Source organism: Campylobacter concisus, from assembly GCF_902460895.1.
Lineage (GTDB): Bacteria > Campylobacterota > Campylobacteria > Campylobacterales > Campylobacteraceae > Campylobacter_A > Campylobacter_A concisus_BC.
In genome coordinates this window covers 290,627-314,802 of the sequence record NZ_CABPVL010000004.1, presented here as the reverse complement: position 1 = coordinate 314,802, position 24,176 = coordinate 290,627, and the positions used below count along the sequence as shown (strand labels likewise).

Below are 24,176 nucleotides of genomic sequence, written 5' to 3'. Positions count from 1 at the left end.
CAAAAATGATAGGTATGCTAGTTGCCGAAGAGACACCACAGATAACTCAAATTTTACAAAAAGCGGTTCAAGAGATAAAACGAATAAACCCTCATGCAAGGGTTGAATTTGTAGATTATAGCGACTACTACGTAAATAAAGAAAATGAACAAAATTTAAAAGAGCTGATCACAAAGCATAGACGTGGCGAGCTTAAATATTGCACTCTTGATGATGTGATCGCTGAAACCGATGCCATAATAGAAGGCAAAATTTAAGATGAAAATTCTTTTTACAGATGATTTTAAAGAGAATCTAAAAGAGATATTAAAATTTATAAAACAAGATAGCAAGGATCGCGCATATAACTTTCGCGATAGTCTAAAAAATGAAATCATAAAAATCCCTGAAAGACCATACTCTTACAGAGAAAATCTAACTATGAAAGATATTCAAGTAAGAGACTTGGTCTTCAAGGGATATGTTGTTGTATTCGTCATAGATGAGGGCGAACAAACTATTACTATCATATCAATCTATAAATACAATCTGCCAAATTTAAAATATCCTCAGTAACTATTTTTTGCCGATATAAATTTTGGAACATCTTTTGCTTTAGAAAGATCATAAAAAATTTTAAAACGAGAAAAAGGATAAGCTCATGATGAGATCACTTTGGTCTGGTGTTTCAGGCCTACAAGCCCACCAGATAGCCATGGACGTAGAAGGCAACAATATCGCAAACGTCAATACCTATGGTTTTAAATACAACCGCGCAAATTTTGCTGATATACTAAGCCAAACTCCAAGAGTTGCTACCGCTCCACAAGGTCAGCTAGGCGGTCAAAACGCTATGCAAATAGGTCTAGGAACGACTATAAACTCAACTACAAGAATTTTCTCACAAGGCACACTAACAGCCACTGATAAGCAAACCGACCTTGCTCTTCAAGGAAATGGCTTCTTTGTCGTCTCTCCAGATGGCGGAACGACAAGATACTATACAAGAAACGGCGATTTCGTCCGTGATAAAGCTGGTAACTTCGTAAATAACAGCGGTTATATCGTTCAAGGCTGGACTAGAGATGACGAGACTGGTACTATCGACTCAACAGGCCCTATAAGCAACATCGTTATCAAAGAAGGTCTTACAACTCCAGCAAGAGCAACAACAGAAGTTAAAATAAAAGGCAACCTTGACTCAGGTAACAGCATCGGTCAAAGAAGTACCCCTATTTACGCACTTGATTCAGTTGCTGGCGGACGTGATTTTAATAATGATGAAATTTTAAATGCCAACGAAGTTCATAACGAAAACGATACAAACAACGATGAATTTTATACAAACTCAAGAAACGAGCAAATTTTAACAGAGCGTGGTGTCGATCTTGGCGTTACATTTGACGAGCTTGGAAACGGTCTTGCTCTAAGAGATGGTCAAGGTATCTGGGTAAGCTACGCAAATGCTAAGACTGAGAAATTTTCAGTAGGTAGCGCTCTAGCACAAAACATCGGTCAGATCAACCCGCCAGCTACACTTGATATAACACTAAATGGACAAAACATCAAAACTCAAGCTGGCACGATGACAAGTATCAGTGACGTTGCAGCTGCTATCAACGCTCAGTACAACAAAACTGGTGTTAGAGCTGAAATTTCAGAGGGTAACAAACTAACGCTTATAAACAGAAACAACTCAGGCACAACTGAAGAGACAAAAAACATCCACCTAACAGTAAATGCTGGAAACACAGTTGGCGGTCTAGCTAGCAAAGATATCATCACAGCTTATCAATATGTCTATACAAGCTCACAAACAACAGCTGTTCATCCAAATAACGACAAAATCGCAAGACAGATCACTACAACAGAAGATCTTCGCGCAGCTATGCAAGAGGATGCTAGAAACCACGTTGATTATAACGGTGATGGTCAAATAAGAGCAAACTCTGACGCACTTGATGCAGCAAAACTTGCAACTGCTGCTCATAAGGTAGCTCCAGGTACAGGTGGCGCAGCTATAACAAATCCAGCCTATGCACTAGCATATAACAACGCTTACGCAGCAGCAGCAGGCACACCTGATCAAAAACACGCAGCCGGTATCGCAGCACTTCAGGCAATTGCTGGAGATGATACAAACGACGGCGTAAAGATCACTGTAAATAAATTAGGTCAATTTCAACTAGAAAACCCTACAAACGAAATGGCTGATCAAGCCCTTTATATGACTACAACTGGTCTTACAAAACCAGCTCAAGGCACAAACAACGCAGCAGTAAACGAAAACGTTCGCTTTACAAATATCATGAAAGCACTTGATGGCGCACTAAGCCCAGGTCAAGCACTAAGAGCGAGCGGTAAGATGATGATGTCAAGCCACGGCTCAACAGCTGAAATTTTTGACTCACTTGGCTCAAAGCACACAGTTAGTATCAGATGGGCAAAGACAGGTACTACAACAGATGGCGGTACAGAGTGGAATATGATCATCCAAGTACCAGAGCCTGCTAAGATAAACTACACAGGCGAGGGTCCAGACAACGTCGTAACTGGCTCATTGAGATTTAACTCAAATGGCTCACTAGCTAGCTTTCACCCAGCTACGATAACATTTTCAGCTAACAACGGCTCACAAAGTGGTCAAAATGTTAGTTTAAATTTTGGTTTGGGAACAGACTTTAACGGACTAACAAGCTTTGATAAAGACTCATCAACTGAGTCTATCTCACAAGATGGCTACACAGGTGGCACACTAAATGACCTAAAGATCGACGAAACTGGTACTATCATCGGTGCATTTACAAACGGACAAAGCTTTGGTCTAGCTCAAGTGGCACTTGCTAGCTTTACAAACAACGAGGGTCTTCAAAGTGAGGGCGGAAACGTCTTTTCACAAACTGCAAACTCAGGCGAAGCAGTCATCGGCGCAGCAGGCACAGGCGATAAAGGAACGATCGCAGCTTCAAAACTAGAAGCTAGTAACGTCGATCTAAGCCGTGCGCTAACAGATCTTATCGTCATCCAAAGAGGCTTTCAAGCAAACTCAAAAACGATCACAACAAGTGATGAGATGCTAAACACACTTCTTCAACTAAAACAATAACAAAGGGGGCGCTTGCTCCCTTTTAAATTTACAAATAAAATCAGCCTTCTTTTTGTAAAATGCTAAAAAATTTCACAAAAAGAGAAAATATGCAAGTAACACTTCTAAATCACACTCCACTAAATATCTGCTCTCACGCGATCCGCACATGCTGGCAAAGCTTTGAAAAAGGCGACAATGGCGGCGAAAAAGACGTCGAGCTAATAGATAGAGTGGGTAATAAATTTAAACACGCTTCAACGCTAGAGCATCTTTACTACAACTTCTACATCCAAGGCATCTCGCGCGCACTACTTCAGGAGCTAGCCCGCCACCGCATAGCGAGCCTAAGCGTCAAATCAACCCGCTACACGCTAAAAGAGCTAAAAAAGGAGGAGAAATTTGAAGTAGGGCAGTTTGAGCGTGCGGCTAAATTTATCGTGCTAACAAATGACGAAATGGTCGATAACGCAAGCATAAAAGCGCTTGAAAACTTACGTGAAATTTTAGCCTCAACCACAAAAAGCCTTGATATAGTTAAATACTGCTTGCCAGAGTGCTATAAAACCGAGCTTACATGGAGTATAAATGCTAGAAGCTTGCAAAATTTTATCTCTCTAAGAAGCTCAAAGTCAGCCCTTTGGGAGATAAGAAATTTAGCAAATGCTATCTATGACGCCTTGCCTGAAGAGCATAAATTTATATTTGAGAAGTGCTTGCCAGAGGATGAGGGTTAAAATTAAAAGTAGTTAAATAAAGAGAAAGAACTAAAATTTTATGCTTGGCAAATTCTCTTTGTAGATCAAAAGTATAGTTATAGTCTCTTTTTCTTTATCGATATAAAATGGAACAACATAACCACGAAATATCAAATCTCTAACATCATCATCGTTTATATCTAAATTTTTGCGAAAACGATATGGCATATATTTTATCTCTTCAATCTTTGTTATCAGATCATTGTAAAAAAGTACCGCCTTCTCAACACTATCTTTAGCTATAAATTTAGTGATCTTATCAGTAGCTTGTTCAAATTCCTTAGAAAATTTTACTCTCATCTGCACCAAGTCCTATGAGCAACTCTCTTTTATGACTTTTAAATTCATCTTCTTCGACACATTCAAGCTCACTATTTTTAGCCTTAAAGGCCATATCCTTTAGATATTTTGCGTCATCTTTGCAAAGTCTGTATCCATCATTTTCCATCTTAAACTGAGGATCGATCTTTTTTATGGCTTCGTAGGCATCTTGTAAAATTTGGGCTATCTGAGGCGTTATATCGCCTTTAAAAATTGTAGTTGTCATCTTATATCCTTTAAATTTACTTTTTCAAAACGTAAAGAAGTTCGTCTACGTGGATGTTTCTAGCTTTTAAATTTCTGCTGCCGCGGTAGGCATTATACTTTTGGCGAAGTAATTGAACTTTGCCCATTTTATTTAGATTTTTGTCAAATTCATCTTGGTTGATAAAGCCCTCTGAGTTAAACGAGATGAGCACAAATTTAGCCTTTAAATTTGCTATGAGCTCAAAAAATGCCTCGCTCGCTGATGATTTTTTATTAAAAACTGATCTGTTCCAGCCCTTTGCGATGCCTGAGACTTTTGAAATTTTACTTGGCTCTTCATAGCTTGCGATGAGATTTAGCATGAAGTAGTTTGAGCCGTATGGATGCTGGTTATAAGGCGGATCAAGATAGACTAGATCAAGCCCATCAAGCTCTTTTGCCAGTAAATTTGCATCCTTTTGATAGACCTCAAATGGCACGCTAAAATTTGAAAAAATTGGTTTTGTCAAATTTATATCAGAAGTGATCCTTGAGATGGCATTTTGCCCATGTCCTCCAAACTGACCGATGCCCTCTTTATTTTTATGAAAACCTTTAAAAATTCCACTCGTATTTGCATGCACGCTTGCATTATAAAGTAGTGGAGCTATGAAAAATTTTCTAATCTCCTCTGGTAATATCTCATCTATGAGCCTTCTTGCGGTGTCAATGAATTTGGCATTTTTCTTTGTGTAAAAGACCCGCTCGCCAAAAGCGATATTTTCATCATCTTGCGGGGCATAAAGCCTTGTTATAAAGCCCTCAGAAAGGTTTTCTTTTATCTCTTTTTCAAGCTTTTTTTGCCAGAAATTTATCTCATCTCTTAGCTCATTTGTAGCGTTTTGCAGGTAGCATGAGTTTGTGATGAAGCTGTAAAGCTCCAAGTCGTTTGCGACTAGAAATTCGCTATTTTGTTTTAAAAACCTAGCCACCACGCCGCTTCCGCTAAAGAGGTCGCAGCAGCTAAGCTTCTCTTTTTTAAGCTCGTCTTTTGCGTATTTTACGCCTCGCTCGATAAAGCCTAAAAGAGAGCGTTTGTTACCAAGATAGGTTAAAATTTGCTCTTTTAGATAGGCTTGATTTTCTTGTTTAGCTGGCTTCAAATCAGTGCTTTTTTAGTCCCATAGCGTCAAGATCGAGCTTGATCTCTTCGTTATTTATGATGACTAGACCTTGTGCTAAAATTTTGTTTGCTATGGCGTGCGCCTCATCAAGCGAGTGCATCTTGTAAGTGCCGCATTGAAATTTATTTAGCTCTGGGATCTTATCTTGATCTTTGACCTCTAAGATGTCCTTCATAGAGGCTAGCCATGCGTTTTTGACCGCATCTTCGCTAGGTGTGCCGATCACGCTCATATAAAAGCCAGTCCTACAACCCATCGGCGAAATGTCTATGATCTCCACGCCGTTGCCATTTAAATGGTTTCTCATAAAACCAGCAAATAGGTGCTCTAAAGTGTGAGTGCCTTTTTCTGGCAAAATTTCCTCATTTGGCTTGCAAAATCTCAAGTCAAAAACGCTGATATCATCGCCCTTTGGGGTCTTCATACTCTTTGCTAGTCTAACTCCTGGGGCTTTCATCTTCACATGATCTACGCAAAAACTATCAAGTAGTGGCATATATTCTCCTTTAAATTTTTGGTAATTTTAGCGTAAAAAAGATTTAAAATTTAAAGGCCCACGTAAATTTACATGAGCCTGGTAGTATTTTTGGGTATTAAAATTTATTTTTTCTAACGTCTGTTAGTATGACTTTTGCCATGCTGTCTATCTCACTAGTTACGTCGTTTGTGTTACTAACGACGCTTCTATTTTCTTTTGTGACGTTATCTATTTGAGCGACACTTCTATTTATCATATTTATGCCCTCAGCCTGCTCTTTTATGCTCTCACTCATCTCGTTTATTGATTGAGCCAATACATTTGTATTTGCTTCTATCTCGCCTAGAGATTTTTGTGTGCGCTCAGCTAGTTTTCTAACCTCATCAGCCACGACCGCAAAGCCACGTCCATGCTCACCAGCCCTTGCTGCTTCTATGGCGGCATTTAGAGCTAGTAAATTTGTCTGATCAGCGATGTCACGGATGATAACGATGATATTTTTGATCTCATCGCTTTGTCTTATGACGTCCCCTGTCTTTTGTGAGATGGCATTCATAGAGCTTGACATCTGCTCAACCGCAGCCGCGCTCTCTTGGATAGAGTCAGCTTGTTTGCTAGCACCATCAGTTAAATTTCTCATAGAGCCAGCAAGTATAGTTGCCTTTTCTTCTAAAATTTGAGCTTGATTTAGGTTGCTATTTAGCATAGCGCTTATAGCATCGCCTGCGTTATTTATACCAACCATCATAGCTTTTAGATCAGCCTCTATGTCATCTCTTAGCTCGATCTTAGCGGTGTAGTCATTATTTGAGTAGGCTTTTAGGATATTTATGACGCTGCCTAAATTTTGACTGATAGAGCTAAAGAAAGTGTTTAGTAGATCTTTTAGCTTGATAAGTGATGGGTTGTTTGGATTTTCGCTTAGTTTGACGCCTAAATTTCCTCTTATCATGTTATTTGCAGCTACATTTAGCTCTTCAAGCATGGTGTTATCTTTTTTGATGCCAGCTATGACTTTGTCGATATTTTTATTTATCTCTTCACTCATCACGCCAAATTCATCAGTAGTGTGGATGTCTAGCTTGCTTGGAGCGGTGCTGCTCTCATAAGTGATAAATTTAAAGGTATCAGAAAGCTTTTCTTGGATAACCCCGATAGGTTTAAGCGAGCGTTTTAGTAGGAAAAATACAATGGCTGAGAGTATGACTATAAAGAGAACTGCAAGGGTTAGCTGAGCTTTTAAGATAGGCATAGTATGCTTTGAAAATGTATCCGCACCTACTGCGACAGTTGCAAGCCAGCCATCATCGTTGATAGGTAAAATTTTAGCCGTTACATATTGGTTTTTAGAGTTTTTATATGAGATCAGACCATTTTCGTCAAATTCTTTATTGTTATATTTTTCTGAGACGACCTTTGTAGCTGGCAAGATAGTGCCAACCTCTGAAACTACGTCAGAAAAGAGCATAGTGCCATCTTTTCTCATCACATAAGCATATCCGCCATCGCCAGTGTTGCCTATCTCGATGATCTTGTCGCTAACTTTTTTCACATCTACATCTATACCAGCAACGCCAACAAATTTACCATTTTTAGTAACAGGAGCAGTAAAACTCATAACAAGATCATTTGTAGAAGTGATCCTTGGCTCGGTATAAATTTCTTTATTTTTCTCTTTTGTGCTCTTATACCAGCCTCTAGTTCTTGGGTCGTAGTTATCAGCTACGGTTGTTCTTTTACCATCTGACTGAAAGAAGTGTCCGTCCTCATCGCCGTAATAGACATATTTCACCGCAGAGTTTGCGACCTTTTTTTCTAATAAGACAAAGTTCATTATCTCATCGCCACTTTGAGCGCCTTCAACTGCTGATGAAATTTTCTTGACGTATTCTAAATTTTCATCAAAAAAAGTGTTTGCAACACTTTTTATATCTTTGAGGACCTGATCCTCTTTGCCACTGACAAGCTCAACGATCTTGTCCTTTGAAGTAAAATAACTAACCGCCGAGATAGCGCAAAACGAGATGATGAGTAAGATCATCAAGGCGAGTGCTATCTTATTTGTGATAGAACGAAACACCTATGCTCCTTTAAATTTTGTTTGAAATTCATTTGTAAAACAAAATCGGAGCAAAAGTATAAATGTTTATAGTGTTCTCATAAATTCGGTGCTGTAAATTCCCTCGATGCGTCTTTTCATATCATCATGCCAGCCATTTGTAAGAGTAGTGAGGGCGTTAAATTTCTCAAGTAAATTTAAATTTTCACTTGGCGCGTAAAAGAGCCTGTTTATCTCTAAAATGCTCATATGAACTGGGTCACTTTCTATAACCTCTATCACGTCGCCTGCTTTGCACGATCCTGGCGTAAGGACGCGGTAGTACCAGCCAGTAAGGCCTGTTTTGAAGATGTGAGTTGCCATATTTTCATTGCCCCATCTTTTTGAGAGCTTAAAACATGGCTTTCTAGGCTGTGAGACTTGAAACACAAGCGAGCCCACCTTGTGGATATCGCCCACATAGACGCAGCTCTCATCAAGCCCATCAATACATAAATTCTCCCCCATCGCCCCATAAGCCATATTTTTAAATCCTAAAAATTTCTCCCACTCGGCGTAGTTTGCAAATGAATTTGCAAATACAGCTTTCTCAGGGCCGCCGTGATGCTTCGTATCAGCGACGCTATCGCCCTCAAAGCCAAGCTCATTTGCGAAAATTTCGCCATTTTGAGCTACTTTAAAAATAGCTGAGCTCCAAGGTAAATTTAGCTTATCAGTTGCATTTTGCGAGCCATAGTTTTTCACATCACCGATTAGTAAAGCTTTTAGTGTTGCCATATTTTTCCTATCAAATTTAGTTTATTCTTAAATTATTCGCATGAGTTAGCGCGATCGCGATCGCATCGGTGATGTCAAGGGGTTTTATCTCTTTGTTTATGCCTAAAATTTTCTTCACCATAAATGCCACCTGCTCTTTGTCAGCCTTTGCCTTGCCAGTGACTGTTTTTTTCACTTGAAGCGGCGTGTATTCGGCAAAGTCCCCATGAAGCTGCAAAATTTTAAGACTAAGCGCCCCGCGAAACTGAGCTAGCTTTAAGACCGTTTTTGGGTTGTAGGCAAAGAAGATGTCCTCTATCGCGACCTCGTCAAATTTATGATTTTTAAAGATGAGGTCAAGTCCCTCGCAAAGCTCTGTTATTTGGTATTGAAGCGTGTTTGGCTTTATCTTTATAAGCCCAGCTTCAAGAAGAGTAGTTTTAAATTTGCTCTTTTCAAGTATCGCGTAACCGCAATTTTTCGTGCCTGGATCGATTCCTAAAATTTTCATCACAATCTTTTCAATACTTTTTCACGACTTTTTCACGCCGTGAAAAAGTTTGTCAGAGTTTAACAAAGGTTTTATTAAATTTAAGATAAAATCGCTAATAAAATTCATTAAATAAAAAGGGTTGAAATTTGCTAGCAGACGAGATTTTAGAGCTTTTACAGACAAAAATATCAGCTAATGAATTTGACTGCTACATCAAACAATTAAAATTTAATGAAAAGGCTTCAAACGAAGATTTTATAGTTTTTAACGCCACGAGTGAATTGATGGCTAAATTTATAAAAACTAGATACGCCGAAAAGATCGCCTACCTTTACGAAGTAAAAACCGGCAAAAAGCCAGAGGTCGAGATAACAAGCCAAACCAAGCTAAAAAACATAAAACAAAGCCAAGTAAATGTAAAGCAGATCAAGGCGCAAAGCAGCATCTTAAACCCTGGATATACATTTGAAAATTTTGTCTGTGGCGACTCAAATCAGTTTGCATTTTTAAACGCAAAAGCAGTCGCAGACAAACCTGGCGTGCTTTACAACCCACTTTTTATATACGGCACAACTGGTCTTGGCAAGACGCACTTGCTTCAGTCAGTTGGCAACTACTGCCTAGATCAAGGCAAAGTAGTCATCTGCGTGACGAGCGATCAGTTTATGATTGATTTTACCACGCATCTAAATAGCCACTCGATGACTAAATTTCGTGAAAAGTATAGAAACTGCGACGTTTTACTAATAGACGACGTGCAGTTTCTTGGCAAGACGGATAAAATTCAAGAGGAGTTTTTCAACACCTTTAACGAGCTCATCGCCAAAAAAGGTCAGATCGTCATGACCTCAGACCGCCCAGCAAAGATACTAAAAGGCTTTGATGAGAGGCTAAAGTCAAGGTTTGAGCAAAGCATAATGGCTGATATCACACCGCCTGAGCTTGATACAAAGATAGCTATCATCATCAAAAAATGTGAATTTGACAAAATTTATCTAAACAAAGAGGTCATCGACTACATCGCTACAAACATGGGCGATAATATCCGTGAGATCGAGGGCGCTATCATAAATTTAAATGCCTACGCAAGCTTGATGAGAGTTGAGATAACGCTTGAATTTGCTAAAAACACACTAAAAGATCTCATCAAAGAAAAACATGAAAATATAAATCTTGAAACCATTATAGAGATCGTTAGCAAAGAGCTAAACATCAAGCCAAGCGACATAAAAAGCAAATCAAGAGTGCAAAACATCGTAGAAGCTAGACGCATCATCATCTACCTTGCGAAGATGCTCACTACAAATTCAATGCCGCAGATCGCAAACTATTTTGGTATGAAAGACCATAGCGCCGTTAGTCACAACATAAAAAAGATAAACGAGCTCATGGAGAGCAACGAAATTTTCAATCTCAGAGTGACTGAGATAAAGAACAAAATTTTAACAAAAGGATAAAAACAGAATGAAATTCGTGAATAAATGTGAAGAAATGAAAAATTCTTTTCACATTTTAAATAACGATGCTGGCGTGATAAAAGATTGTTTTCACACTTTCACGCTACCAACTAATACAACAAAAAGAAAATTAAAAATAAGAGGGAGTATTTAATGAAGGTTTTAATAAACAAAAACATGCTTGAGAGCATAGTAACAAACACTAATCCATATCTCGAAAAAAGAGATCTTAGTGCTATCACTTCTCACATCTACATTTCAGCAAAAGATGGAGTTTTAAACATAAAAGCGACTGATCACGAGATAGGACTAGCATATAAACTAAGCAACGCAAAGATCGTTGATGAGGGCTATGCAACAGCAAATGGCAAAAAGCTACTTGACATAATAAAAAGCCTAAAAGATGAAGAGGTAACGCTTGAAACTGTTAATAACTATCTTTACATCAAACAAAAAAACTCAAAATACAAACTTCCAATGTATAAATTTGAAGACTTCCCAGAGTTTCCAAACATCAATGGCAAGGCTAAATTTGACATAGACGCCATAATGCTAGGTAGAAGCTTAAAGAAAATTTTACCATGCATTGATAGCAACAACCCTAAATTTGAGCTAAATGGCGCTTTATTAGATATAAGACAAAACTATATAAATATAGTAGGCACCGATACAAAAAGGCTAGCTGTGTTTAAATTTGCAAATGAAGCTAGCAATGAGTTTTCACTCATCATCCCTAAAAAGGCGATAAATGAAATTCAAAAGCTATTTTTCGACAAGATAGAAATTTACTATGATGAAAACGTCCTCATCGCTCAAAGCCAAAATTTTGAGTTTTTCACAAAGCTGATAAATGGCAAATTTCCTGACTATGAGCGCGTTATACCAAAAGATATCGCTATAAGATTTGAGCTAAACAGAGATAAGATGGTTGAGGGCATAAAGACTATTTCTATGCTAAGCGATCAGATGAAGATAACTTTTTCAAAAGAGAGCATCACATTTGAGAGCATTATAGAGGACAACTCTGAAGCCAAAACGATGATAGAGTTTCAAACAGGACTTGAAGAAGATATCAGCATAAATGTAAAAAATAGAAATTTAATAGACTTCCTACAAAGCATAGAAGATGAGAAATTTGAGTTTGGATTTAAAGATAAAAATTTACCTTTCGTTGTTAGCTCAAAAGAGCTTCTAACGGTTATAAGTCCATTAAATATATAAGTTGAAAAAGGTTTATGATGGAAAATAATTACGGCGCAGAAAATATTAAAGTACTAAAAGGTCTTGAGGCGGTTAGAAAGCGCCCAGGCATGTATATAGGTGATACTAACATAAGCGGTCTTCACCACATGATCTACGAAGTCGTTGATAACTCTATCGACGAAGCGATGGCAGGATACTGCAATACAATAGACGTTGAGCTTACACGTGAGGGCTCAGCGATCATTAGTGATAATGGCCGTGGTATCCCAGTAGATATGCACCCAACTGAGAAAATTTCAGCTGCGACTGTTGTTTTAACAGTGCTTCACGCTGGTGGTAAATTTGACAAGGACACTTATAAGGTCTCAGGCGGTCTTCACGGCGTTGGTGTATCTGTCGTAAATGCCCTTTCTAAAAAGCTAGTCGTAAATATCAAACGCGATGGTAAGCTTCACAGACAAGAATTTGCAAAAGGTATTCCACAAAGCGATCTTGAAGTTATAAAAACTACAAACCGCACAGGCACGCAAGTCGAGTTTTGGCCAGATGATAGCATATTTGAAGTGACTGAATTTGACGATGAAATTTTAGTAAAGAGATTTCGCGAGCTAGCCTATCTAAATCCAAAGATAACTATAAATTTTAAAGATCAAAGAAATGGCAGAAGCGAGAGTTTTCATTTTGAGGGCGGACTTGAGAGCTTTGTAACTGATATGAACAAGGCAAATGCTGTCAGCAAAGCAGTCTCATTTAGCGGCGGCGAAGATGATGTTATGGTTGATTTTGCGCTGCTTTACAATGACACTTATAGTGAAAATTTACTAAGCTTTGTAAATAACATCAAAACTCCAGATGGCGGTACGCACGAGGCTGGCTTTAGAGCGGGTCTTACAAGAGTTATCACAAACTACGTTCAAGCAAATGCTGCTGCACGTGAAAAAGATACAAAGATAACTGGCGAAGATATCCGCGAGGGATTAATAGCAGTTGTAAGCGTAAAGGTGCCAGAGCCGCAGTTTGAGGGACAAACAAAGGGCAAACTAGGCTCTAGCTACGTAAAACCTATCGTTCAAAAGATGGTTTTTGACGTGCTTACAAAGTATTTTGAAGAAAATCCTATCGAAGCAAGAGCGATAATGGATAAAGCTCTAATGGCAGCTCGTGGTCGCGAGGCCGCTAAAAAAGCTAGGGATCTAACTCGTAAAAAAGAGAGCATGAGTGTAGGCACGCTCCCTGGTAAACTAGCTGATTGTCAGAGCAAAGATCCAGTAATTAGCGAGCTATACCTAGTGGAGGGCGACTCTGCAGGCGGTTCTGCAAAGCAAGGACGTGATAGAGTTTTTCAAGCGATATTGCCGCTAAAGGGTAAAATTCTAAACGTTGAAAAAGCAAGACTGGATAAAATTTTAAAGTCTGATGAGATAAAAAATATGATAACAGCGCTAGGCTGCGGTATCGGAGATGAATTTGACGCTGAAAAGCTTAGATATCATAAGATCATCATCATGACCGACGCCGACGTCGATGGTAGCCACATCCAGACGCTACTTTTAACTTTCTTCTTTAGATTTTTAAATAAGGTTGTAGAAAACGGCCACATCTATCTAGCTCAGCCGCCACTTTACCGCTATAAAAAAGGTAAGAAAGAAATTTATCTAAAAGATGAAAAAGCGCTAAATGAATTTCTTATCGAAACTGGCATCGAGGGCGTTGATATAGAGGGTATCGGCAGTGCGGATTTGATTGATTTCTTAAAGATTGTTGCAGCTTATAGAAGCGTCTTAAAAGAGCTTGAAAAACGCTTTAACGTCCTTTCAGCGATCCGCTATATGATAGAAAATCCAGACATCGTCTCAAAAAGCTACAATGAAATTTTTGAAATTTTAAGAGACTTCTTAAAAGCTGAGGGTCACAACATCCTAAACCACTACGTTAGTGAAGATGAGGTTAGAATTTATGTCCAAACTGAAAGTGGTCTAGAAGAGCTTGTGGTAAATGAAAATTTATTTACAAATCCACTCTATGAAGAGGCACTTTACATCAGCCAAAAGATAAAAGAGCGCGGCCTAGACTTGCATAGTGACGTTATAGACGTGCTTGATGAAGTAGAGAAAAATGCGAAAAAAGGTGCATATATCCAGCGCTACAAAGGTCTTGGTGAGATGAACCCTGAGCAGCTTTGGGAGACTACGATGAACCCTGAGAACAGAAGACTTTTAAAGATCGATATAAACGACGCTATAAGCGCTTCTGATACGTTTAATCTCTTCATGGGCGATGAGGTCGAGCCAAGAAGAAACTACATCCAAGACCACGCAAAAGACGTTAAACACTTGGATATATAAAAGGTGATCAAATTTAAATTTGACCTGGTTAGCAAAAATATAAAGGAAAAAGAATGAGCGAAGAGATGAAGTATGGCGAGAAAATTTTAAAAGAATTTGACGTAGAGAGTGACCTTGAGGTCTGGGAAAATAAGCAAACAAGGGACTATGTCATAAAGATCACTCTGCCTGAGTTTTGCTGCCTTTGCCCTCGCTCTGGTTATCCTGACTTTGCGACTATATACCTTGAATACATCCCAAATAAGCTAGTTGTCGAGCTAAAAGCGATAAAGCTTTATATAAATAGCTTTATGAACCGCAACATCAGCCACGAAGATAGTATAAATGAAATTTACTCTGTTTTAGAGAAAAAACTTGAGCCTAAATTTATGAAGATAGTTGGCGACTTTAACCCACGTGGAAATGTCCATACGGTTATCGAGATCAGCTCTGATCTAGTGGTAAAAAAGCCAGCTGAAGAGAAAGAATACGCTCCAAGAAGTAGGGAGAGAAGCTTTAGCGACAAGCCGCGCGAGAGACGTAGCACAAGCGATCGCGCTAGCAGTAGAGGCAGCAGAGATGATAAATTTAAAAAAGATGACAAGCCAAGAAAAAGCTCAAACAAAGAGGGCTTTAGAAAGATAAGCTACGCCGATGATAAGAAGCCAAAAGTAGTCAAAAAGGATAAATAATGATAAGTGCTAAGCTTATAGAACATATCTTTAAAGCAGCATCTATATCACGTTGGAACGACTATCCAAAGATGACAAATTTAGTCGAGCTTGACAAGCAGGCTCATAAATTTATCATCGCTTATTTCATAGCAAAGCAAGAGCAAAATGCCGACATGAACTACATCATCGAGGCTGGAATTTTTGAGTTTTTAAGCAGGGTCGTAGTCACAGACATACGCCCTGACGTCTTTCACCACATCCAAAAGACAAAAAAGGAGCAGATAAATAGCTGGGTTTTAAGCAACCTTGAGACGCTCATCTCAGATATCGAGGACGGCGAGTTTTTGGAGAGATTTAAAAACCACTATAAAAACGACAAAACTCACGAAAAAGAGCGCCTTATACTAAAAGCAGCGAGCTATCTTGCCACGAGGTGGGAATTTTCTATCGTCTATCAAACGAGCCAGTTTTTAAGTGACATCGACGAGCTTAAGGCGAAAGTTGAGGAGGAGATGGAGGATTATTACGAGCTAATTGGTGTTAGAAAGATCGCTATGAATCAAAAACTAGCCCGCCTTGTTGATCTAAGTGGTAGGTTAAGGTTTCAAAAGCGCTGGGCACAAACGCCTCGCATCCCTGAAACTGCGGTCTTAGGACACATGCTAGTTGTTGCGATACTTAGCTACTTTTACTCACTAAAAGCAAAAGCTTGCAAAAAACGTTTAGAAAATAACTTCTTTTGCGCACTATTTCACGACCTACCAGAGAGCCTCACAAGAGATATCATAAGCCCTGTAAAATACGGCGTAAAGGGGCTAAATGAGATCATCAGTGAGTATGAGATGAGGCTTATTGATGAGAGGATTTTGCCATTTGTACCAGAAAAGATAAAAGATGAGTTTAGCTACATCCTTGGCATCAGAAAAGATGGCGAGAAATTTATCAAAGATGAGTTTGAAAATAGGACTTATGAGCGCAAGATCATCTGCCACGAAGGGACTATGGAGAACGTAAATGAGGATAAATTTAACCCGATAGATGGCAAAGCGCTAAAATACTGCGACAAGCTCTCAGCCTACATCGAAGCTGGAATTTCTATAAGCTACGGCGTCAAGTCAAAAGAGCTAACCGATGGCTTTAATAATATGTATAAATTTTTTAGCGAAAAACCTAAGATCGATGGAGTGGATTTTTTAGAAATTTGCGATGATTTTAATGAGCATTTTGGTTTAGAAAGACCCCCTCTCAGATGACTGCGGCACACACTTAATACAAGTGCTCTGCTGTGTTCCCACCCTGAAGCGGTGCTCATAAAAAGCATTGCACAGGTCTAAGAAGGAGCTTCGCAATCATACAAAAACTATACTTAAATTTAGTTTTATAGTTACATTTTTAAAAATTTAGCTTTAAGAGTATATAATCTCACATAAATTTCACCAAAAGTAGGGCAATGCCAGGAAAGATCAAGCTTCGTTTTTTATCGGCTTTTAGGGATTTTTTCATCTATCACCACAAGTCGTTAGAGTTTCGTGCCAAAATTTTTGCTGCGATTATCTCGGCTAAATTTGACCCAGACGAGGATGATTTTTCCATCTTAAACGACATCGTAAGTGAAATTTATGAAAACGATCAGACTAGAAAAGACTTCTTAATCCAAACCGTTAGAGAGTACGTCGCAAGGGTCAAAAGAAGCGATAGGATCACGCTTGACACGCTTCTTTTAAGCATAGATAAAGATATGAAAGACCACAAAAGATATGCTAAAAAGATAGACTTTTCGCACCTTCGCCGCTTGATGAGTGGCTGCGAGGAGGAAATTTTAGTCCAGCAAAGGGTCTATGAGTTTTTGATAAACGAGGTCAAACTTTACTCATAAAGTGCTTAAATTTCATTTAAATTTAATCAAAATTTTTCGTGGCTTGTAGCTAAATTTTCTCGTTTCTGACCTTGTTTTTTCTCTATTTATCTAGCTAGATTAGGCGATTTATGACTAAAAATTCGAAACAAAACTTCATAAGCTAAATTTTACATTGATAAATATGCATTATTTTGTGATAAAGCTATTGCTAAGATAAAAAATAAGCGCATAGATTAGCCCGCTTGTGATGAGTGGGACTGGTACACTTTCTTTGGCGTCGCTTGTTTGCTACCTTGCAAAGGGAAAGAGCTTAGAGGAGGCCATAGGGCTTTTTAAAGAGTATATTTGTCAGGTCATAAAAGAGAGTATCGACATAAAGCTAGGCGTAAAAATCGCCTACTTTGGCACGGAGCGAAGTAAATTTAAACTGCTTTTTGCACGGCGGCTGAGTGGGTTATGATGTCGTGTAAATTTAGCTTGTCTTTTCTAAAAAAGCAAAGGCAAAGTCCGATGATGCTAAAGCCAGCAAATGCAAAGCAAATTTGGCGCAAGATCGCGTGAAAAAGGCCTAGTTTTTTGCCAGTTTGTAAATTTATGAGATAAATTTCTTGCGCTTTGTAGCCTGGAGTTTGTGCCTTTATGCTAAAAAATAGACACATTATAAATGAGATGAGGCTATTTGCGCCAAAGATCGCAAGCTGGTTTTGCAAAAACGCCTCTTTGCCGTCAAGCAAAAGGTAGGTCGTGGCGTAAAGTATCGGCATGCCGATGATGAAAAGATCGATGATAGAGGCTTTTACTCTAGCCCAGATCGGTGCTATTTTTGCCTTTTGCTTTGCCAAGTTACTTTCCTGTATTTATGTAGATACGGCTAAATTTCTCCCAGTCATATAGGTAGATAAGGCAGTCGATCACCTCGCAGCTCTCATCGTAAAGATCGCCGTCCTCGCCGTTGTCTTGCATGATAGGCAGCATGCCTGATCCTCTCGAGATCTCACACCAATACTCATAAAAATCAAGCTTTTTGATATCGCTCTCTAGCACGCCAAACATGCCTAAAAACTGATAGACGCTAAGGTTAAAAAAGCTCTTATTTTCAGTTTTTTGCAGGCGTTTTACGCTATTTGTGTGCATCAAACTAGCTCTACGCCCTTGCCGCCTATCACTTCGCCGATCACGTAGCCATCGCTATTTGCTAGCACAACATCTACGTTTTCTTTAGGCACAACAAGGATCATGCCAACGCCCATATTAAATGTCCTCATCATCTCGCTATCTTCTACTTTTTGCGCGAGGATTTTAAAAATTTCAGGCGTTTTTATAGCGCTTTTTTGCACCTTCGCACCAAGCCCAGCAGGAAAGACGCGAGGCAGGTTTTCAACTATGCCACCACCCGTTATATGCGCCATTGCTGTGATCTTATCTTTTAATTTTAAAAAGTCGCTCACGTAAATTCTAGTTGGCTCAAGAAGCACGTCGATGAGCGCTCTATCGCCCACTTTTTCGTCAAATTTTAGTCCAAGCTCGCTTACTACTTTTCTTGCCAATGAAAAGCCATTCGAGTGTAGGCCGCTGCTAGGAAGTGCGACTAAAACTTCACCAGATTTTACAAATTTGCTTCTATCGATCTCATCAGCCTCGGCTATACCCACGGCAAATCCAGCAAGGTCAAAGTCGCCCTTTTCATACATCGACGGCATCTCGGCTGTCTCACCACCGATTAGCGCGCACTGCGCCTTTTTGCAGCCATTTGCGATGCTTTTCACCACCTCTTTAGCGCTTTCTATCTCAAGCTTTGCAGTCGCATAGTAGTCGAGGAAAAAGAGTGGTGTGGCGAAGTTGCAGATGAGGTCATTTACGCACATAGCGACTAGATCCTCGCCAACGCCCTCAAATTTCTTAGCGTCGATAGCTAGACGAAGCTTCGTGCCAACGCCGTCTGTGGCACCTAAAATGGCTGGATTTTTATATCCGCTTGGCAGTCTGACCGCACCTGAAAATGACCCGATGCCGCCTATGACGTTTGGTGTTTGCGTAGATTTTACGAAAGGCTTGATCGCCTCAACAAAGCTATTTCCAGCATCTATATCGACTCCGGCATCTTTATAACTTATCATTTTCGCCCTTTTGGTTATTTTTTAAAACTTTAGCCAAAAGTTGCTAAAATTGTTATCAATTTTCAAAAATGGAGCGGCTTTGCAGAAATTTCCAAATGCCTACGTCATCACAGGCTCGATCGCCAGCGGCAAAAGCACGGTTGTAAATTTACTAAAAGAGCGAGGTTTTAGCGTGATCGACGCAGACGTGATCGCACACGAGCAGCTTGAAATTTGCAAAGGCGAGATCGTTAGAGAATTTGGCGAGCAAATTTTAGATGAGGCTGGTAAGATAGATCGCAAAAAACTGGGTGCGATCGTCTTTCGTGAGCCAAAAAAGCTTAAAAATTTAGAGCGAATTTTGCACCTAAAGATAAAAGCTGAAATTTTATCAAAGGCCTCGCAGATTGAGCGCTTAGAGCGGGTTTATTTTATAGATATTCCGCTATTTTTTGAAAAAAAGGAGCGTTACGCTGAGTTTAAAAATGTAGCCGTGATTTACGCGCCAAAAGAGCTTTTACTAAGCCGTCTAATGAGCCGAAACGCTCTAAGCTTAGAGGATGCAAAAGCTAGAGTAGAGCTTCAGATAGATATAGAGCAAAAGAGAGAAATGGCAAATTATCTTATCGATAATAGTGGTGACAGGGAGAATTTAGAGCTGGAGCTAGAGAAATTTCTAAGGCAAATTTGCGCTATTTCTTGATAAATTTACTAGCAAATTTATATGTTTGCAGGGTCTCTTTGCTTTGCAAATTCCAGCTTTCAAGCTCGGTTTTTACTAAATTTGGAAATTTCTTACTTATATCTTTTATTGCATTGCCAACCGACTTTCTAAGATACTCGCTCTCGTCTTCTTTTAGGCTGGCTAGGCGCCTAATGGCCTCATCTGGGTTATCTTTAAAATAGGGCCTATTTGTCCATATCCTAAGCCCCTCTGTTACGGCTCTTTTTGCATTTGCGTTGCCATTTTTTAGCCACTCATCGATCGTTAAAAGTGCCTGCTCGTAGCCAACTTTTTTACAAAACTCGTCAAACGCCTTTGCCAGCACCTCTTGAACCCTCCAGTTTTCATCTTTTGAGACTTCATCTCTCATAAACGTTAAAATTTCTTCACGATCTGATAGGTGTCCAAAGAGAAAAACCGCATACATCCGTACTTGATAGACATTCGAGCCATATGCTAGACGTGCAAGCTCTTTGCATTGCTCAACTCCCTTTGCTTTATAGTCAGCCAAAGCCCTTTTTTCTTGCTCTTTAAAGCCATTTTCTATCAAAGAAAACTCTTTTTCTAAATTTAAGATGTAGCTCTTCAAAGTGGCTCCTTTAAAATCACTAATAACTCTTATCTAAATTTTAGTAAAATCAAGCAAAAAATAAAAGGATGGCTCATGCAAGTCTCAAAATACAACGCCAGCGGCAACGATTTTGTCATATTTCACACATTTTTAAGCAAAGATAGAAGCAAGCTTGCAAGGCAAATTTGCAGCCGAACAAACGGCGTGGGAGCTGACGGGCTCATCGTGCTTTTGCCTTACGAAAAGGGCGTAAAATGGGAGTTTTACAACAGCGACGGAAGCTACGCTGCGATGTGTGGCAACGGCTCTCGCGCGGCTGCTAGATATGCCTATCTAAACGGCCTTGTTAGTTCAAGCGAATTTGCTCTGCTAACTGGCAGCGGCGAGGTGATGGCAAGCGTGAAAGATGAGTGCGTCGAGGTCGTGCTAACAAGTCCAAAAATCTTAAGCGAACCGCTAAATGAAAACGGCAAAACTTGGTATTTTTACGATACTGGCGTGCCTCACCTTGTAAATTTCACACAAAATTTAGATGAATTTGACGTCAAAGAGTGCAGAGCGCTTCGTCAAAAATACAATGCAAATGTAAATTTAGCCAAATTTGATGGCGGAGTTTTAAAGGTAAGAACCTACGAAAGGGGCGTGGAGGACGAGACGCTAGCTTGTGGCACTGGTATGGCGGCTTGCTTTTACGGCGCTACTTTAAATTTAAACGCAGCGCAATGCCTAAAAGTCTATCCAAAAAGCGGAGAGGAGCTTGGACTTAGGCTTGAAAACGGTAAAATTTTATTTAGCGGAGCAGTGAAACACTGCTTTGATACGAGTATTGAAATTTAGCTTTTAGAGCGATTTTTACGCTTGCTTTGGGTTAGTCAGAGCAAGCAAATTTTCAAATTTATATCACTAAATTTGCACTTAATGGCCGAACTAAATTTGCAGCGGTACTGATTAAAATTTAAATACAAACCATTTAAGAGTTTAGCTACTTAAATATTTCAAGAATTAATTTATATGAAATTTGTTGGGGTGTAAAAATCTCCGCCGAAATTTTATTTACTGAAGCTTTCTAAACGCTGCTTTGATACGAGTTCTAAATTTAGCTATTTCGTCAACTGGTAGTTAAATTTAGCTAGTAGTTTGTAAAAGTCGCGGGTAGTAAATTAAAACAAAGAGATTTATAGAGTTTTTGTTATTAAAATTTAAAGTGTATAAAAAAGAAGATCTCCGCCGAAGCGGAGAAAAGGTGTTATTTCAAAGCATCTTTTGCTTGTTTTGCAAGTGCCGCAAATGCCTTCGCGTCATTCATAGCTAGATCAGCTAAAATTTTTCTATCAAGTTCGATCTTAGCTTTGTTTAAGCCGTTGATAAATCTTGAATAGCTAATGTCGTTTAGTCTGCAAGCTGCGTTGATACGAACGATCCATAAACGTCTGAAATCACGTTTTTTCTGGCGTCTGTCGCGATATGCGTAAACTAAACTTCTCTCTAGTTGCTCTTTAGCTTTTCTAAAGTGTTTATGTCTAGCACTGAAAAAGCCACGTGCTAGCTTTAAAACTTTCTTATGGCGTCTTCTTCTAACTACGCCTGTTTTTACTCTTGCCATATTTATCCTTTTACAAATTGGCGCTCACGAAGTGAGTCTTGCCCCTAAAATTTGGGGGAGTTTGAATGACTTTTTTGTCAAAAACTTAAATCTACGCTGCTTATACGCCGAGCATTTTGCGAACGGCTGGGACATTTGTGCTATCCACGTATTGTGGGCCACGCAAATCTCTCATACGCTTACTAGGTTTTTTTGTTAAGATATGGCTTCTAAAAGCAGAGCCTCTTTTTATCTTATTTTTACCTACTTTAAAGCGCTTAGCAGCACCGCGAACGGTTTTCATCTTTGGCATGCTAATCCTTTTTGAAATTTTATACGCAAGTGCGTAAGATTTGGATTATAGCGAAAAATCCTTTAGAAAATTTAAATTTCACTTAGACAAAATTTGCAATAAATTTACATTTAACTTAAAAAAGTTTTAAAATTTATAATTAAATTATTAAATTTGGCATATAATCACATATAAGAAATTTATTTTACTAAAGGAGTAAAAATGAAAGGGAAAATTCTCGCATCAATCGTCGCTATGAGTGCGATTTTAGGCACAAGTAGCTTGGCATGCACTACCATTTTAGTAGGAGATAAAGCCTCAAACGACGGCTCTATGCTAGTGGCTAGAAGCGCTGATAGCAAGGCTATAAAGGCGCAAGTCTTTTTGATACATCCAGCAAAGAAAAACCAAACTGGCATGCACAGCTCAAAGGCACATGACGGCGCAAATGACTTTACATATCCACTCCCAAAAGATGGCATGAGATACACAACTATCGCAAACTCACACACAAAACTTCACGGAGCAGTCGGCTACAACGAGGCTGGCGTTGGACTAAGCGGTACTGAGACCATCTACGCAAAAGATGAGCTTTTAAAGATCGACCCATATAACGAAGAGACTGGTATCACCGAGGACGACATACCAGACGTGCTTTTGCCGCGCATCAAAAGCGCAAAAGAGGGGGTTAAGCTTCTTGGCGAGATAGTTGAGACCAAAGGCGCTGGCGAGGGCTTTGGCGTGGTATTTGTCGATGCAAACGAGCTTTGGTACTTTGAAACTGGCACAGGCCACAAATGGATCGCTTCAAAAATCCCACAAGATGAGTACTTCGTCACTGCAAACCAAGGCAGACTTCACGCTTACAAAGAGAATGATCCAAATTTCATGGGTGCAAAAGATGTCATCAAATTTGCGATCGACAACAAGACTTATGACCTTGCAAAAGACGGAGAATTTAACTTTACAAAGGCCTATACAAGGGATGATGAGAGAGATGTGACTTACAACTACCCACGTGTTTGCTGGGTGCAAAGCATGTTTAACCCAAGCTTAAAACAAGACTTTGCCGACGGTCAGAAATTCCCAGTATTTTTAAAACCAGAGAAAAAACTAAGTGTTGAAGACCTAAAAGCTGCAATGAGAGCCCACTACGACGGCACTGCGTTTGATAACTACGCTAGCAAAGATGAAGATAAGAAAAACATCTACCGCGCTATAAGCGTCTTTAGAACATACGAGTCTCACGTCATGCAGGTGCGCCCATGGCTACCAAAAGAGATCGGCCGCGTGACCTACGTAGCTCTTGGCATGGCTGATCTTAGCGTTTATTTGCCGTATTACGAGGGGCTTGATGGCTTTATAAAAGGCTACTCAGACGGCTCATACGATGCTGATGATACTTCGATATACTGGGTTTATAGAAAGCTTCAAACCCTTGTGATGACTGACTATGAGAAGTATTCGCCGGTGGTTAAAGAGGCCTACGCTAAATTTGAAAAAGAGTTGGCGGTAAAACAGGCTAAATTTGAAGATGAGTACGTAAAACTTTATAAAAAAGATAAGAAAAAAGCGGACAAACTCCTAAATGAATTTAGCAAAAAAACAATGCAAGAGGCTAAGGATTTAACTCAGGAGCTTACAAACAAGGTCTTTACTATGCTCACAGCCGACATGGACGCCAAGCTAAAATCCCTAAATAAAGGCAAAAAAGACTAAAAGTTTTGGGCGTGAAATTTAGTAGCGCCCAAATTTAAACAAAAATTTGGCAAAGAGCGTTTATAATGCGGCAAAAATTCACTACAAAGGAAAAACGCTGATGCCTTGTCCCATGCATAAAGCTCGTTAATCTCGGCAAAAAACATATCAGCGATTTTCAAAAAACACGCAAATTTTTAAACAATTTTACATTTTTTCACATTGATATAAATCCATTTTTGCTAGCAGGTCCGCTGCATTGTAACTGCATTTTTAAAAATAAAACGAAGCAGTGTTTAAAATTTGGCAAGGATCTTTTTAGCAGGGTTTTTTATAAATTTTATTTTAGCTTAAGAAGAAGCGGGTGCCATCCACCATGTTTGAGGTGATTAAATTTA

At 39.3% G+C, this 24,176-nt stretch carries 27 protein-coding genes, 1 other RNA gene and 1 pseudogene; 14 read left to right on the top strand and 15 right to left on the bottom strand.

Going from position 1 to position 24,176, the window contains the following annotated elements; translation table 11 throughout:
* Positions 1–5: 5 nt before the first annotated feature.
* From F3G98_RS08180 to thyX, 4 genes are all read left to right on the top strand, one after another.
* A complete protein-coding gene (locus F3G98_RS08180; RefSeq protein WP_149725997.1) occupies positions 6–257 on the top strand; it encodes a hypothetical protein in 252 nt (83 codons plus the stop codon).
* A 1-nt stretch (position 258) separates the two neighbouring features.
* On the top strand, positions 259–555 hold the full coding sequence (locus F3G98_RS08175; protein WP_149725996.1) for a type II toxin-antitoxin system RelE/ParE family toxin: 297 nt from the start codon (positions 259–261) through the stop codon (positions 553–555).
* 85 nt (positions 556–640) lie between these two features.
* A complete protein-coding gene (flgE, locus tag F3G98_RS08170; protein ID WP_149725995.1) occupies positions 641–3,085 on the top strand; it encodes a flagellar hook protein FlgE in 2,445 nt (814 codons plus the stop codon).
* An 89-nt stretch (positions 3,086–3,174) separates the two neighbouring features.
* Complete coding sequence (gene thyX, locus F3G98_RS08165) at positions 3,175–3,801, top strand: FAD-dependent thymidylate synthase (protein WP_103608728.1); 627 nt, start codon at positions 3,175–3,177, stop codon at positions 3,799–3,801.
* Positions 3,802–3,831: 30 nt separating this feature from the next.
* On the opposite strand, the gene F3G98_RS08160 is transcribed toward thyX, so the two are convergent.
* The 8 genes and pseudogenes from F3G98_RS08160 to ruvC all read right to left on the bottom strand — a co-directional run bounded on the left by F3G98_RS08160 (position 3,832) and on the right by ruvC (position 9,323).
* Positions 3,832–4,122 (bottom strand): type II toxin-antitoxin system RelE/ParE family toxin, encoded by a 291-nt coding sequence (locus F3G98_RS08160; RefSeq protein WP_103608727.1) that lies wholly within the window; start codon positions 4,120–4,122, stop codon positions 3,832–3,834.
* Complete coding sequence (locus F3G98_RS08155; RefSeq protein ID WP_103608726.1) at positions 4,103–4,369, bottom strand: hypothetical protein; 267 nt, start codon at positions 4,367–4,369, stop codon at positions 4,103–4,105. The genes F3G98_RS08160 and F3G98_RS08155 overlap by 20 nt, the downstream gene beginning before the upstream one ends.
* Before the next feature lie 16 nt (positions 4,370–4,385).
* Positions 4,386–5,492 (bottom strand): DNA adenine methylase, encoded by a 1,107-nt coding sequence (locus tag F3G98_RS08150; protein WP_149725994.1) that lies wholly within the window; start codon positions 5,490–5,492, stop codon positions 4,386–4,388.
* A 1-nt stretch (position 5,493) separates the two neighbouring features.
* The gene (gene luxS / locus F3G98_RS08145) at positions 5,494–6,009 is read right to left on the bottom strand and encodes an S-ribosylhomocysteine lyase (protein ID WP_149725993.1); all 516 of its coding nucleotides are present in this window, start codon (positions 6,007–6,009) and stop codon (positions 5,494–5,496) included.
* A 97-nt stretch (positions 6,010–6,106) separates the two neighbouring features.
* Complete coding sequence (locus F3G98_RS11145) at positions 6,107–6,559, bottom strand: methyl-accepting chemotaxis protein (RefSeq protein WP_411160837.1); 453 nt, start codon at positions 6,557–6,559, stop codon at positions 6,107–6,109.
* Positions 6,560–7,282: 723 nt separating this feature from the next.
* A pseudogene (locus tag F3G98_RS11140) lies at positions 7,283–8,032 on the bottom strand (cache domain-containing protein); the annotation flags it as partial.
* 105 nt (positions 8,033–8,137) lie between these two features.
* A complete protein-coding gene (locus tag F3G98_RS08135; RefSeq protein WP_149725991.1) occupies positions 8,138–8,827 on the bottom strand; it encodes an MOSC domain-containing protein in 690 nt (229 codons plus the stop codon).
* A 16-nt stretch (positions 8,828–8,843) separates the two neighbouring features.
* On the bottom strand, positions 8,844–9,323 hold the full coding sequence (gene ruvC / locus F3G98_RS08130) for a crossover junction endodeoxyribonuclease RuvC (protein ID WP_103567041.1): 480 nt from the start codon (positions 9,321–9,323) through the stop codon (positions 8,844–8,846).
* Positions 9,324–9,445: 122 nt separating this feature from the next.
* Between ruvC and dnaA the strand changes: the two genes are divergently transcribed.
* From dnaA to F3G98_RS08105, 5 genes are all read left to right on the top strand, one after another.
* On the top strand, positions 9,446–10,756 hold the full coding sequence (gene dnaA, locus F3G98_RS08125; RefSeq protein ID WP_103567040.1) for a chromosomal replication initiator protein DnaA: 1,311 nt from the start codon (positions 9,446–9,448) through the stop codon (positions 10,754–10,756).
* A gap of 153 nt (positions 10,757–10,909) precedes the next feature.
* Positions 10,910–11,977, top strand: coding sequence for a DNA polymerase III subunit beta (dnaN, locus tag F3G98_RS08120; protein WP_148787045.1), 1,068 nt, complete (start codon positions 10,910–10,912; stop codon positions 11,975–11,977).
* Between the two features lie 17 nt (positions 11,978–11,994).
* Entirely contained in the window at positions 11,995–14,304 is a 2,310-nt protein-coding gene (gyrB, locus tag F3G98_RS08115; protein ID WP_103608719.1) for a DNA topoisomerase (ATP-hydrolyzing) subunit B, read from the top strand.
* Positions 14,305–14,357: 53 nt separating this feature from the next.
* Positions 14,358–14,975, top strand: coding sequence for a preQ(1) synthase (queF, locus tag F3G98_RS08110; protein ID WP_223231329.1), 618 nt, complete (start codon positions 14,358–14,360; stop codon positions 14,973–14,975).
* A complete protein-coding gene (locus tag F3G98_RS08105) occupies positions 14,975–16,210 on the top strand; it encodes an HD domain-containing protein (protein WP_021092473.1) in 1,236 nt (411 codons plus the stop codon). The genes queF and F3G98_RS08105 overlap by 1 nt, the downstream gene beginning before the upstream one ends.
* On the opposite strand, the gene ffs is transcribed toward F3G98_RS08105, so the two are convergent.
* Positions 16,197–16,294, bottom strand: an RNA gene (gene ffs / locus F3G98_RS08100) — signal recognition particle sRNA small type. The two genes, F3G98_RS08105 and ffs, sit on opposite strands and share 14 nt — an antisense overlap.
* Before the next feature lie 113 nt (positions 16,295–16,407).
* Between ffs and F3G98_RS08095 the strand changes: the two genes are divergently transcribed.
* Positions 16,408–16,833 (top strand): hypothetical protein, encoded by a 426-nt coding sequence (locus tag F3G98_RS08095; RefSeq protein ID WP_103608718.1) that lies wholly within the window; start codon positions 16,408–16,410, stop codon positions 16,831–16,833.
* A gap of 229 nt (positions 16,834–17,062) precedes the next feature.
* A complete protein-coding gene (locus F3G98_RS08090) occupies positions 17,063–17,275 on the top strand; it encodes a bifunctional hydroxymethylpyrimidine kinase/phosphomethylpyrimidine kinase (protein ID WP_223231328.1) in 213 nt (70 codons plus the stop codon).
* On the opposite strand, the gene F3G98_RS08085 is transcribed toward F3G98_RS08090, so the two are convergent.
* From F3G98_RS08085 to purM, 3 genes are read right to left on the bottom strand one after another with little or no spacing between them, the layout of a single operon-like run.
* Entirely contained in the window at positions 17,238–17,657 is a 420-nt protein-coding gene (locus F3G98_RS08085) for an RDD family protein (protein WP_103608717.1), read from the bottom strand. The two genes, F3G98_RS08090 and F3G98_RS08085, sit on opposite strands and share 38 nt — an antisense overlap.
* Position 17,658: 1 nt before the next feature.
* On the bottom strand, positions 17,659–17,949 hold the full coding sequence (locus F3G98_RS08080) for a hypothetical protein (RefSeq protein ID WP_103608716.1): 291 nt from the start codon (positions 17,947–17,949) through the stop codon (positions 17,659–17,661).
* Positions 17,949–18,932 carry a phosphoribosylformylglycinamidine cyclo-ligase gene (purM, locus tag F3G98_RS08075; protein WP_103608715.1) on the bottom strand — a complete coding sequence of 328 codons (984 nt, stop codon included), beginning with the start codon at positions 18,930–18,932 and terminating at the stop codon, positions 17,949–17,951. The genes F3G98_RS08080 and purM overlap by 1 nt, the downstream gene beginning before the upstream one ends.
* Before the next feature lie 79 nt (positions 18,933–19,011).
* On the opposite strand from purM, the gene coaE reads away from it, so the two are divergent.
* Positions 19,012–19,614, top strand: a complete 603-nt coding sequence (coaE, locus tag F3G98_RS08070; RefSeq protein WP_103608714.1) for a dephospho-CoA kinase — start codon at positions 19,012–19,014, stop codon at positions 19,612–19,614.
* Here the strand turns inward: coaE and F3G98_RS08065 are convergent.
* Positions 19,604–20,224, bottom strand: a complete 621-nt coding sequence (locus F3G98_RS08065) for a DNA alkylation repair protein (RefSeq protein WP_149725990.1) — start codon at positions 20,222–20,224, stop codon at positions 19,604–19,606. The genes coaE and F3G98_RS08065 overlap by 11 nt on opposite strands.
* A gap of 75 nt (positions 20,225–20,299) precedes the next feature.
* Between F3G98_RS08065 and dapF the strand changes: the two genes are divergently transcribed.
* Positions 20,300–21,043 carry a diaminopimelate epimerase gene (dapF, locus tag F3G98_RS08060; RefSeq protein ID WP_149725989.1) on the top strand — a complete coding sequence of 248 codons (744 nt, stop codon included), beginning with the start codon at positions 20,300–20,302 and terminating at the stop codon, positions 21,041–21,043.
* 409 nt (positions 21,044–21,452) lie between these two features.
* Here the strand turns inward: dapF and rplT are convergent, their stop codons facing one another.
* Together rplT and rpmI are read right to left on the bottom strand one after the other, a co-directional pair.
* Positions 21,453–21,809: a 50S ribosomal protein L20 gene (gene rplT / locus F3G98_RS08055; protein ID WP_004317321.1), complete on the bottom strand. Its 357-nt coding sequence runs from the start codon at positions 21,807–21,809 to the stop codon at positions 21,453–21,455.
* Positions 21,810–21,909: 100 nt separating this feature from the next.
* A complete protein-coding gene (gene rpmI / locus F3G98_RS08050) occupies positions 21,910–22,101 on the bottom strand; it encodes a 50S ribosomal protein L35 (protein WP_012000969.1) in 192 nt (63 codons plus the stop codon).
* Positions 22,102–22,302: 201 nt separating this feature from the next.
* Between rpmI and F3G98_RS08045 the strand changes: the two genes are divergently transcribed.
* A complete protein-coding gene (locus tag F3G98_RS08045; RefSeq protein WP_103608711.1) occupies positions 22,303–23,799 on the top strand; it encodes a C69 family dipeptidase in 1,497 nt (498 codons plus the stop codon).
* Positions 23,800–24,176 lie beyond the last annotated feature (377 nt).

Excerpts from the sequence above, each read along its gene's own strand:
- rplT (WP_004317321.1), bottom strand. The coding sequence starts at position 21,809 with ATGGCAAGAGTAAAAACAGGCGTAGTTAGAAGAAGACGCCATAAGAAA.
- F3G98_RS08090 (WP_223231328.1), top strand. The coding sequence starts at position 17,063 with ATGAGTGGGACTGGTACACTTTCTTTGGCGTCGCTTGTTTGCTACCTT.
- dnaN (WP_148787045.1), top strand. The coding sequence starts at position 10,910 with ATGAAGGTTTTAATAAACAAAAACATGCTTGAGAGCATAGTAACAAAC.
- flgE (WP_149725995.1), top strand. The coding sequence starts at position 641 with ATGATGAGATCACTTTGGTCTGGTGTTTCAGGCCTACAAGCCCACCAG.
- dapF (WP_149725989.1), top strand. The coding sequence starts at position 20,300 with ATGCAAGTCTCAAAATACAACGCCAGCGGCAACGATTTTGTCATATTT.
- F3G98_RS08105 (WP_021092473.1), top strand. The coding sequence starts at position 14,975 with ATGATAAGTGCTAAGCTTATAGAACATATCTTTAAAGCAGCATCTATA.
- F3G98_RS08175 (WP_149725996.1), top strand. The coding sequence starts at position 259 with ATGAAAATTCTTTTTACAGATGATTTTAAAGAGAATCTAAAAGAGATA.
- thyX (WP_103608728.1), top strand. The coding sequence starts at position 3,175 with ATGCAAGTAACACTTCTAAATCACACTCCACTAAATATCTGCTCTCAC.
- F3G98_RS08045 (WP_103608711.1), top strand. The coding sequence starts at position 22,303 with ATGAAAGGGAAAATTCTCGCATCAATCGTCGCTATGAGTGCGATTTTA.
- rpmI (WP_012000969.1), bottom strand. The coding sequence starts at position 22,101 with ATGCCAAAGATGAAAACCGTTCGCGGTGCTGCTAAGCGCTTTAAAGTA.
- queF (WP_223231329.1), top strand. The coding sequence starts at position 14,358 with ATGAGCGAAGAGATGAAGTATGGCGAGAAAATTTTAAAAGAATTTGAC.
- F3G98_RS08080 (WP_103608716.1), bottom strand. The coding sequence starts at position 17,949 with ATGCACACAAATAGCGTAAAACGCCTGCAAAAAACTGAAAATAAGAGC.
- purM (WP_103608715.1), bottom strand. The coding sequence starts at position 18,932 with ATGATAAGTTATAAAGATGCCGGAGTCGATATAGATGCTGGAAATAGC.
- F3G98_RS11145 (WP_411160837.1), bottom strand. The coding sequence starts at position 6,559 with ATGTCAAGCTCTATGAATGCCATCTCACAAAAGACAGGGGACGTCATA.
- F3G98_RS08180 (WP_149725997.1), top strand. The coding sequence starts at position 6 with ATGATAGGTATGCTAGTTGCCGAAGAGACACCACAGATAACTCAAATT.
- gyrB (WP_103608719.1), top strand. The coding sequence starts at position 11,995 with ATGGAAAATAATTACGGCGCAGAAAATATTAAAGTACTAAAAGGTCTT.
- F3G98_RS08160 (WP_103608727.1), bottom strand. The coding sequence starts at position 4,122 with ATGAGAGTAAAATTTTCTAAGGAATTTGAACAAGCTACTGATAAGATC.
- F3G98_RS08155 (WP_103608726.1), bottom strand. The coding sequence starts at position 4,369 with ATGACAACTACAATTTTTAAAGGCGATATAACGCCTCAGATAGCCCAA.
- luxS (WP_149725993.1), bottom strand. The coding sequence starts at position 6,009 with ATGCCACTACTTGATAGTTTTTGCGTAGATCATGTGAAGATGAAAGCC.
- F3G98_RS08095 (WP_103608718.1), top strand. The coding sequence starts at position 16,408 with ATGCCAGGAAAGATCAAGCTTCGTTTTTTATCGGCTTTTAGGGATTTT.
- F3G98_RS08135 (WP_149725991.1), bottom strand. The coding sequence starts at position 8,827 with ATGGCAACACTAAAAGCTTTACTAATCGGTGATGTGAAAAACTATGGC.